7 protein-coding genes are annotated in these 9,350 nt (G+C 70.6%); 1 reads left to right on the forward strand and 6 read right to left on the reverse strand.

Annotated elements, in window-relative coordinates; all coding sequences use genetic code 11:
• Positions 1–158 precede the first annotated feature (158 nt).
• Entirely contained in the window at positions 159–1,832 is a 1,674-nt protein-coding gene (locus ASF18_RS07985; protein ID WP_056350664.1) for a lysine--tRNA ligase, read from the forward strand.
• Between the two features lie 343 nt (positions 1,833–2,175).
• On the opposite strand, the gene ASF18_RS07990 is transcribed toward ASF18_RS07985, so the two are convergent.
• The 6 genes from ASF18_RS07990 to ASF18_RS08015 form a co-directional block, all read right to left on the reverse strand.
• On the reverse strand, positions 2,176–3,030 hold the full coding sequence (locus ASF18_RS07990) for an SDR family oxidoreductase (protein ID WP_056350666.1): 855 nt from the start codon (positions 3,028–3,030) through the stop codon (positions 2,176–2,178).
• Positions 3,031–3,040: 10 nt separating this feature from the next.
• Complete coding sequence (locus ASF18_RS07995) at positions 3,041–3,220, reverse strand: DUF1328 domain-containing protein (protein WP_056213599.1); 180 nt, start codon at positions 3,218–3,220, stop codon at positions 3,041–3,043.
• A gap of 59 nt (positions 3,221–3,279) precedes the next feature.
• A complete protein-coding gene (locus ASF18_RS08000; RefSeq protein WP_056213635.1) occupies positions 3,280–4,617 on the reverse strand; it encodes a chloride channel protein in 1,338 nt (445 codons plus the stop codon).
• A gap of 156 nt (positions 4,618–4,773) precedes the next feature.
• The gene (locus ASF18_RS08005) at positions 4,774–6,168 is read right to left on the reverse strand and encodes a deoxyribodipyrimidine photo-lyase (RefSeq protein ID WP_056350668.1); all 1,395 of its coding nucleotides are present in this window, start codon (positions 6,166–6,168) and stop codon (positions 4,774–4,776) included.
• Positions 6,169–6,587: 419 nt separating this feature from the next.
• Positions 6,588–7,700, reverse strand: a complete 1,113-nt coding sequence (locus ASF18_RS08010; protein WP_056350669.1) for an ABC transporter substrate-binding protein — start codon at positions 7,698–7,700, stop codon at positions 6,588–6,590.
• Positions 7,701–7,882: 182 nt separating this feature from the next.
• Positions 7,883–9,016 carry a branched-chain amino acid ABC transporter substrate-binding protein gene (locus ASF18_RS08015; RefSeq protein WP_056213606.1) on the reverse strand — a complete coding sequence of 378 codons (1,134 nt, stop codon included), beginning with the start codon at positions 9,014–9,016 and terminating at the stop codon, positions 7,883–7,885.
• Positions 9,017–9,350 lie beyond the last annotated feature (334 nt).

The following is a 9,350-nucleotide window of genomic DNA, read 5'->3' on the forward strand; positions in this document are numbered from 1 at the left end:
TCCGGCGGAGCGCCGTCAGACCGCACACGGTTTCGACCGCGTTTCCAGGGCCGGATGCCAGTCGATCGATCCGCGTTGACCCTCCGGGTCGCCCTCCCTACGGTGCCGGCCTTCGCGATCTTCCGTTCCCCCATCCTTGCAGAACTGACGCTGTCCCCATGCCGTCCCCGCTTCCCTCCGACCCCGATCTCATCGCGGCGGCCGCCACCGCCGCGGCCTGGCCCTTCGAGGAGGCGCGCAAGCTCGTGGCGCGGCTGGAACGCCGCCCGAAATCGGAAGTCCTCTTCGAGACCGGCTACGGACCCTCGGGCCTGCCGCATATCGGCACCTTCGGTGAGGTCGCGCGGACCTCGATGGTGCGCCACGCCTTCCGGGTCCTCACCAACGACAGCGTGCCGACCCGGCTGATCGCCTTCTCGGACGACATGGACGGCCTGCGGAAGGTGCCGGACAACGTGCCGAACAAGCCCCTGCTGATCGGTGCCCTGAACCAGCCCCTGACCCGCGTCCCGGACCCGTTCGGCACCCATGACAGCTTCGGCGCGCACAACAACGCCGAGTTGCGCCGCTTCCTCGACGCCTTCGGCTTCGACTACGAGTTCCGCTCGGCGACCGAATGCTACCGTTCGGGCGTGTTCGACACGGCCCTCCTCACGGTGCTGGAGCGCTACGACGCCGTGATGGCGATCATGCTGCCGTCGCTGCGGGCCGAGCGCTCCGCGAGCTACTCGCCGTTCCTGCCCATCCACCCGGTGACGGGGGAGGTGATGCAGGTGGCCATCGACGAGGTCCGGGTCTCGGCCGGGACCCTGGTCTGGCGCGACCCCAAGACCGGCGAGGGGTACGAGACTCCGGTGACCGGCGGGCACGCCAAGCTGCAGTGGAAGCCCGACTGGGCGATGCGGTGGGTGGCCCTCGGCATCGACTACGAGATGGCCGGCAAGGACCTGATCGATTCCGTCAAGTTCTCCGGCGAGATCGCCAGGGCGTTGGGCGGCGAACCGCCGGAGGGGTTCAACTACGAACTCTTCCTCGACAAGGACGGCAAGAAGATCTCGAAGTCGAAGGGCAACGGCCTCTCGATCGACGAGTGGCTCGTCTACGGCACGGCCGACAGCCTGGCGCTGTTCATGTACAACAAGCCGCGCGAGGCCAAGCGCCTGTTCGTCGAGATGATCCCGCGCCAGGTCGACGACTATCTGAGCTTCCTGGAGAAGTTCCCGGGCCAGGAGCCCGCCCAGAAGCTCGGCAACCCGGTCTGGCACCTGCATGCCGGGCATCCGCCGGCAGCCGAGGCGGTCGGCAAGGGGGGGGCCCTCACCTTCGCCATGCTCCTCAACCTCGCGGCGGTGGCCAACACCGAGGACCCGGCCGTGCTGTGGGGCTTCATCCGCCGCTACGACCCGGATGTGGGGCCGGAGACCCACCCCGTCCTCGCCCGCCTCGTCGGCCACGCGCTGGCCTACTTCCGGGACCTGGTGCGCCCGGCCAAGACCTACCGGGCGGCCACCGAGGCGGAGCGGGCGGCCCTGGAGGATCTCGCGCAGACCCTCGCGGCGCACGAGGGCTCCGTCGATCCGGAGGGCCTGCAGGCGGTGGTCTACGAGGTCGGACGCCGACACTTCCCGGACCTGTCCGGCAAGGCCAAGAGCCCGGACGGGCGCCCCGGCGTGTCGCAGGCCTGGTTCGCCACGATCTACAACGTGCTGTTCGGTGAGGCGCGCGGCCCGCGATTCGGCTCGTTCATCGCCCTCTACGGCGTCGCCGAGACGCGGGCGCTGATCGCACAGGCCCTGTCCGGCGCCTTCCTGGCGGACGCCCCGGCCGCCTGACGCGGACGATCCTCCGTCCTCTCCCGGGAGCGGCGCAGAATAATGTCTGCGTCTCGAGGTGCGATTGCGCACAATTGTGCTTGTCGGCGCGTCCCGGGGCGGATAGAACGCCCTTCCACTGGACAGAAAAAAAGGCCGCCCCGGTGAGGGAGCGGCCCGAAGTCTAGGGAGGAAACGCCCAAGAAGGGCACACCGCGGCGACGCCATCGCCGCGGTGCATGGCGATCAGATGCCATCTCGCACCGCACCATGCAATTGCTTCCGTGAGGGAGCGGGCATGCGCCCAGTGCATGAAAACGATTTCAGACACCCCTGTCGTCGGGAGTGAGGGCGGCCTTCGCCGTCAGCTGCCGGTCGGATCCGCCAGGCCGAGCTGCGCCAGGCTGAAGGCCCAGACCCGTTCCTGAAGCGCCGTGTCCCGGCCTCGGGCCGAGGGCGCCACCGGCGCGCACCGGTCGAAATAGAGACCCGTGCGGCCTTCGACCGCGGGCGCGGTGGCGAGGTACAGGGAGGTCGCCGCGCCGTCCGCGGGCTTCGTCATGAACGGGCGGATCAGGCGCCAGCCGAGGCCGAACCAACCGCCGGTCTCCGACGCGAAGCCGCTGGCGATGACGCCGGGATGGAGAGCGTTGCTGGTGACGCCGGTGCCTGCGAGCCGCCGTGCCAGGGCCGCACTGAACAGCACGTTGCCGAGTTTGGCCTGGGAATAGGCGGCGATCGCGCTGTAGCGCCGCGCATGGCCGATATCGTCGAAGGCGATGCGACCGCGCCGATGCGCCGTCGAGGCCACGTTGACGATGCGGGCCGGCGCACCGGCCTTCAGGTGATCGAGGAGGGCGAGGCTGAGCTGGAGATAGGCGAGGTGATCCAGCGCCCAGGTCCGCTCGATGCCATCCGTCGTGGTGGCGTAGCGGTCGAAGATCGCCCCGGCGTTGTTCACCAGCACGTCGAGGCGCGGATAGAGCGCCCGGACCTCCGCGGCGAGGCGGCGGATCTCGGCTTGGCTCGACAGGTCGGCGACGAAGCCGTCGACCCGGGCTCCCGGCACCGCTCCACGGATCTGCTCGGCCGTGCGGCCGGTGCGGCCGGCATCCCGGCCCACGAGCCCGACCCGGAACCCCGCCCGGGCCAGCCCGAGCGCTGTCTCGGTGCCGATCCCGGAGGTGGCGCCGGTGACGAGGGCGATCCGGCCGGCCACGGACGCCGCCCTAGAACACCGCCTGCCCGATGGCGAAGGCGACGACCACGATGACGATGGCCACAACCAAGAACAGGCCGAACAGGATCCGGGCCAGGGAGCCGGCGCCCGAAGCGATCCCGGTGAAGCCGAGGCCGCCCGCGATGAGGGAGATCACGAAACAGATGAGGGCCCATTTCAACAGGGTCATGCGCAACACTCCAGCTCGCGGAACCGACCGATAACCACCTGGGGACGCAAGCGTTCCGCTCAAGCTCGGCTGTTTTGCGCGGCGTGTCCGGGGGGCGCCGGCCCGGCCGGGCGGGCCTCGGTTCCGGCACGCTCCAGGAGGATGTGTGCCAGGGCATGATAGAGCCCCTCGCGGCAGACCGCCTTCGAGACGGCGTCGGCGATGAGCGCCGCCACCATGAGGGGGATCATCAGGGCGTGGTCCTGGGTCATCTCGGTGACGATGACGAAGGCGGTGATCGGTGCCTGCAGGGCTCCCGTCAGGTAGGCGACCATGCCGAGGAGCACGAGGGCGGCCACCGGCACGCCGGAGAACCAGCCCTGCAGGGCGGCGCCGAGGCCGGCCCCGACGCTGAGGGAGGGCGCGAACAGGCCGCCGGGAATGCCGCTGATCGCCGAGAGCAGCGACGCGGCGAACTTGAGGGGCGCGAAGTCCGGATGGGACGCCGCGGTGCCGTGCAGGAGGGCGCGCGCCTCCTCGTAGCCGGTGCCGTAGATCGTTCCACCCGAGGCGAGGCCGCACAGGGCGACCCCGAGACCGCAGGCCGCCGCGAAGGCGACGGGACGGGCGGCGATGGCGGCCCCGAGACGCCCGGGCAGGCCGCGGGCGAACAGGATCACGATGCGGGCGAACCCGCCGCCGGCCAGCCCCCCCAGCGCCCCGATCACCGGCACGGCGATCCAGCCCGGCCCGAACGGCAGGGTGGCGCTCGACGTGCCGAAATAGGTGTAGTTGCCGGTGAGCGCCATGGCGGTGAGCCCGGCCGCCACGATGGCGGCGACGATCAGTCCGCCGGTGCGGGCCTCGTAGGCCCGGCCGAGTTCCTCGATCCCGAACACGATGCCGGCGAGCGGCGTGTTGAAGGCCGCCGCCACCCCGGCCGCACCGCCGGCGAGGATCAGCCCCGGCACGCGTTCCGGCGTGAGGTGGCCGGCGGCCGCCATGATCGCGGCCCCGACCTGCACCGTCGGCCCCTCGCGCCCGGTGGAAGCGCCGAACAGCAGGCCGAGGCTCATCACCACGATCTTGCCCGCCGCGACCCGGAGGGAGACGAGGGCCCGGCGCAGGGCGAGATGGCCGGTCTGGCGCGCCGCGATCACCTGGGGGATGCCGGATCCCTGGGCGTTCGGGAAGACCTCGCGGGCGAGCCAGGCGCAGAGGGCGAAGCCGAAGGGCGTCAGGGCGAGGGCCACCAGGGGCGAGACGCCGAGCACCTGCCGGAACGCGCCCTGGGCGGCATCGGCGAGACCCGCCATCAGGACGGCGGCGAGCCCGACGCCGATGCCGCCGACGAGGAACAGGAGGCGGTGGCGCCACAGCCCGAACGCGTCGCGGGTGGCCCCGCGCAGGCGCCGCATGCGCGGGGCCACCCCGGACCGGACCTTGGCGCGCAGCACCTTCACGCGCAGCACCTGGGCAGGACGGGTTCGGGGCATGCGATCCGGGGCTCGGGCGGGCGGGTCAGGGGCGGGGGTCGGGAGGAGCTCAAGGCAAGGCGCGTACCCCGCGGGGCCCTAGGCCTTGTCCTCCGCCCGGCAGAGGTCTTCGACGGTCCGGAGATAGGCCTTGGCGTCGAATTTCCGCAGGGAATTCTCGCTCTGGTAGCGCACCGTCCCGAAGATCTTGCGACGGGCCCAGGGCCGGTCGTGCAGGCCGTAGACCCAGGCGACGTTGGTGAAGGAGTTCGGGTCGCGTCCGTCGAGGAAGTAGCGGTTGTTGAGCCGCAGCGTGCGGGCGAAGCCCTCCTCGGGGGTGGGCGACCATTCGAGGATCTTCTTGCCCCAGTACATGCGCAGGTGATTGTGCATGTAGCCGGTCTCGCGCATCTCGGCCTGGGCGGCGTTCCAGTAGACGTCGTGCGTCCGTCCCTCCGCGAGCTCGGTCTCGGTATAGGTCTTCGGCCGGGCGTCGTCGGCATGTTCGGCCAGGACCTTGCGGGCCCATTCGGGAACGGCGCGCTCGTAGCGGTCGTAGCCGTCCGTGTAGTGGACGTGGTTCATCGCCAGTTCCCGGCGGATGACGACCTCCTCGACGTAGGACGCCTTGTCCTCGGCCCCGCCCGCCTTGGCGGCCCGAACCGCCAGCACGATCTCCACCGGCGAGATCTGCCCGAAATGCAGGTAGGGGCTCATGTGGGAGGCCGCCCCGGCCTCCGGCCGGTTGCGGTCGCTGCCGTAATCGGCGAACGGGCCCGCGAGATAGGCCTTGAGGCGCCGGCGCGCCTCGGTCTCCCCCCCGGTGAAGCGCCGCACCGGTCCGACCGCACGGTCGAGGCTCATGCCGGCCAGCACCTTGGCCGGGTCGGCGATGTCGACCTCCGATGTCGGCAGGCCGCGCCCGGCCGGATGCTTCACCCTCCGGGCGGTCAGGGGTGCGACGTAGTCGTCGAGGTGCTTGTGCAGCTTCGGGCGCAGGGTGCGGGCGGCGTATTCGTGCTTGGGCGAGGTGACCTCCACCGGCACCACGACGTCCCCCTCCACCTGCACGATTCGGGTGTCGACGGCCGCGACGATCTCGTCGTACCAGCGCTTCTGGATCGCGAGGTAGCCCCGGTCGAGGACCAGGAGGGCGGCGTCCCTGGCCAGATCGATGGCGACCCGGGCGGGGGAGGCCTTGCGCAGGCAGAAGCCGATGCCACGGGCCTCGAGACCGGACGCCGCATCGGCGAGTCCCTGGAGCAGGAAGGCGTAGTGCCGGGCATTGGCTTCCGGAAAGCCGTTCTTGCCGTCGAGCAGCCCGAAGCCGGCGAGCACCGGCAGGCCGAGCCGGTTGGCCTCCTCGATCGCAAGCTCGAGCGCCGGATTCCCGTGGGCCCGATTCGCCTGCTGCAGCAGGTAGAGCACGTAGCGCCCCGCCGCCCGAGGCTCGGCCTCCTTCAGGATCCGAATCCGTCCCGCCTGAATCGCCATCGTCGCTCATCGCCTCCTGGTGCTCGTCACGAAAGATCGGGCCGCCGCCCATCGCGACGCCCCAGGCAGAAAGGGCCGCCCCGACCGAATCGACCCCGGAGAATGCGGCATAGGGCTGTGCGAAAACTGAATTCGAACAGCCCTTTAATGTCGCTTCACTTGAGTCTTCCCCCTCCCGGGGTCATGAGAATTTGCATCGTCTCAGGTGCGTCATTTTGGATACAGAAATCGGGCAATGTGTTCCGGAGCACGAAAAGCGACACGGATACTGCCCTATCCGCCTTGCAATTCCGCGTGGGAGGATCAGATTGTGCATCGCGGGACCGCGATGGCGTCGCGGTCCCGCTGCCCTCCTTGGGCGTTTCCTCCCTAGACTTCGGGCCGCTCTTCGGAGCGGCCTTTTTTCTGTCCCGACCGTCCTAGCCACGCGCACGGGCCCGGATCATGAAGTTGTCGTAGGTGTACTCCGCCACCTGGAACCAGAGGTATTCCTCGTTCCGGAAGGTCTTCATCGCCTCGTGGATGCGCTTGAAGTCGGCGTTCTTGGCGCCGATCTCGGCATAGACGTCGTTGGCGGCCTTCAGGGCCAGCTCCATCACCTCCTGCGGGAACGGACGCAGCTGCGCACCGGCCGCCACGAGGCGGCGCAGGGCGCGGGGGTTGCGCGCATCGTACTTGGCCTGCACGTCGGCATGGACCTGGGCGGCGGCCGCCTGGAGGACTGCCCGGTAGCTCTTGGGCAGTCCTTTCCAGGCCTCGGCCTGGATCCAGAGATGCAGCGTCGAGGCGCCCTCCCAGAAGCCGGGGTAGTGATAGGTCGGGGCCACCTTCTGCAGCCCGAGTTTCTCGTCGTCGTAGGGGCCGATCCACTCGGCGGCGTCGATCGCCTTGGCCTCGAGGGCGGCGTAGAGGTCCGGTCCCGGGGTGGCCTGCGGCACCACCCCGAGCTTGGCCAGAACCTGCCCGCCGAGGCCGCCGATCCGCATCTTCAGGCCCTGGAGGTCCACCTGCGCCTTGATCTCGCGACGGAACCAGCCGCCCATCTGCGCGCCGGTATTGCCGGCCGGCAGGGCGACGAGCCCGTGCCTGGCGAAGATCTCCCCGAACAGGTCGGCGGCACCGCCCTGGAGCCACCAGGCGCTCTGGCCGCGCGCGTTCAGGCCGAAGGGCAGGGCGGTGGCCAGGGCGAAGGTCGGATCCTTGGCGAGCCCCAGGGTCGCCGGTCCGTAGCCCATCTCGACGGTGCCGGCGGCCACGGCATCGAGGAGGCCCTCGGCGGGCACCGGCTCGCCGGGCCCCGAGGGCTGGATTTGGAAACGGCCGTCGGTGGCCTCCGCGACGATGCGGGCGAGCTGGTCGGTCGCGCCGAACAGGATGTCGAGGTTCTTGGGGAAGGCGCAGGCCAATCGCCAGCGCAGATCCGGCGTCGCCTCGGCCCGGGCGGGGCGTACCAGGAGGGTCGCCGCGCCACCGAGGCCCGCGGAGAGGAGAGCACGGCGCCCGGTGGTCGGGCGCGCGGAGGATGGGGGCATGACGCCTCGCTGAGAGATCTCGAATCGTCCTGTTGCGGCGCGTCGCGGCCGACCCGCGGCCCGAAGGTCCGCCGTTCACGAACGGCGAAGGGCCGGAAACGATCCCGAAACGGGCGGAGGCCCCGCGCCGGCGGACCGGACGGCGCGCAAGCCCAGGGGGGCTGCGCCCGATCGGGCGCCCGTTACTTGGCGTACGTGAAGGCGCCGTCGTTCCAGACGTAGAGGACATAGCCCTGAGCGGTGACGTCCCCCTTGCCGTCGAACCCCACCGGGCCGAGCACGAGATCGAAGCGCTCCGCGTGCAGGGTGGCGGCGATCCGCTTCGAGTCCGCCGTGTGCGCGAAGTTGCCGGCCGCCACGAGGGCCTGGAGGGCGGCGTAGCCGTAGATCGTCGATCCTTCGGGCTCGACCCCCTCGGCCTTGAAGGCCGCGACCACGGCAGCGGCCTCCGGCTTGCGGCGGGGATCGAGGTAGAAGGTCATCAGCACGCCGTTGCTGGCCGGCCCGGCGATGGTGGCGAATTCCTGGGTGGCGATGGCCGAGGTCCCGAACCATTGCGGCTTGAAGCCACGCTCCGCGGAGATCCGCACGAGGCGGCCCATCTCGCGGGCGTCCCCGCCGTAATACGCCACCGCGATCCCGGCCTCCTTCAGCCGGTCGGCGAGGGCCGCATCATCGGCATCGCCCGCCGCGAAGGCGGTGGCGATGGCCTCGTTGATGCCGATCCGGTTGAGGTTTTCCTTCGTGGCGGCGGCGAGGTTGCGCGAACCCGGCGTCAGGTCGTTGAGGATGGCGATCTTCTTCTCGCGGAACCGCTCGGCCAGTACGGTGGCCGAGAGCTTGGCCTGATCGTCGTCGCGCCCGCAGACCCGGAAGATCGTCGGCAGACCCCGATCGGTGAGCTTGGCGGCCACGGAGGCGGCAGTGATCATCACCGTGCCGTTGGCGGCGTAGACCTCAGAGGCCGCCAGCGATGCGTTCGAGCAGACGTGGCCGACCACGAGCCGCACGCCCTGGGTCGCGTAGTGGTTGGCCACCGCCACGGCCTTGTTGGAATCGCAGGCATCGTCCTGCACGTCGAGCACGATGGTCTGACCGTCGAGCCCGCCCTTGGCATTGGCATCGCGGGCCGCGGCCTGGACCCCGCGCAGGACCTGCTCGCCGACGGCCACGTAGGCGCCCGAGCGCGGGACGGCGACGCCAATCACCACGTCGGCCCGGGCCGGTGCGGCGCCGAGGATCGCGGCGGCGAGGACCAGGCTGCCAGCCAAGCCGCCGGCGCGCCCGAAGCGCCGGGCCGCGCGTCTGAACCTCATCCCGCCCCGTCTCACGCCTCGGTCGACCTCGCTTACAGATAGAGGCGGATCGGCCAGCCGCCAAGGTTCGGCGCGTGCACCGGGTCCACGGCCTGGTGCCTCCCGGCATCGCTCGGGCCTGGGCGACCCGTGCGCGATGCCGCGCCAGAACGCAAGGGGGACCTTCGGCGCGGGCGTGAGTCGCAGACGCGGCACGTCCGCATCGGGGCGCACACCTTACCGGGCCGTCGCGTAGACCGAGGCGCCGGCGGTGACCGGTGCGGTGACGGTGGAGAAGACGGAGAGGACCTTCTGGACCTCGGTGAAGGGGGCGTTGGAGACGTAGACGAGGTCG

Source organism: Methylobacterium sp. Leaf89 (assembly GCF_001422215.1).
GTDB lineage: Bacteria > Pseudomonadota > Alphaproteobacteria > Rhizobiales > Beijerinckiaceae > Methylobacterium.

What these genes read in the sequence shown, in the direction of transcription:
- ASF18_RS07985 (WP_056350664.1), top strand. Translation starts at nt 159, where the DNA reads ATGCCGTCCCCGCTTCCCTCCGACCCCGATCTCATCGCGGCGGCCGCC.
- ASF18_RS07995 (WP_056213599.1), bottom strand. Translation starts at nt 3,220, where the DNA reads ATGACCCTGTTGAAATGGGCCCTCATCTGTTTCGTGATCTCCCTCATC.
- ASF18_RS08000 (WP_056213635.1), bottom strand. Translation starts at nt 4,617, where the DNA reads ATGCGGCGCCTGCGCGGGGCCACCCGCGACGCGTTCGGGCTGTGGCGC.
- ASF18_RS08005 (WP_056350668.1), bottom strand. Translation starts at nt 6,168, where the DNA reads ATGGCGATTCAGGCGGGACGGATTCGGATCCTGAAGGAGGCCGAGCCT.
- ASF18_RS08010 (WP_056350669.1), bottom strand. Translation starts at nt 7,700, where the DNA reads ATGCCCCCATCCTCCGCGCGCCCGACCACCGGGCGCCGTGCTCTCCTC.
- ASF18_RS08015 (WP_056213606.1), bottom strand. Translation starts at nt 9,016, where the DNA reads ATGAGGTTCAGACGCGCGGCCCGGCGCTTCGGGCGCGCCGGCGGCTTG.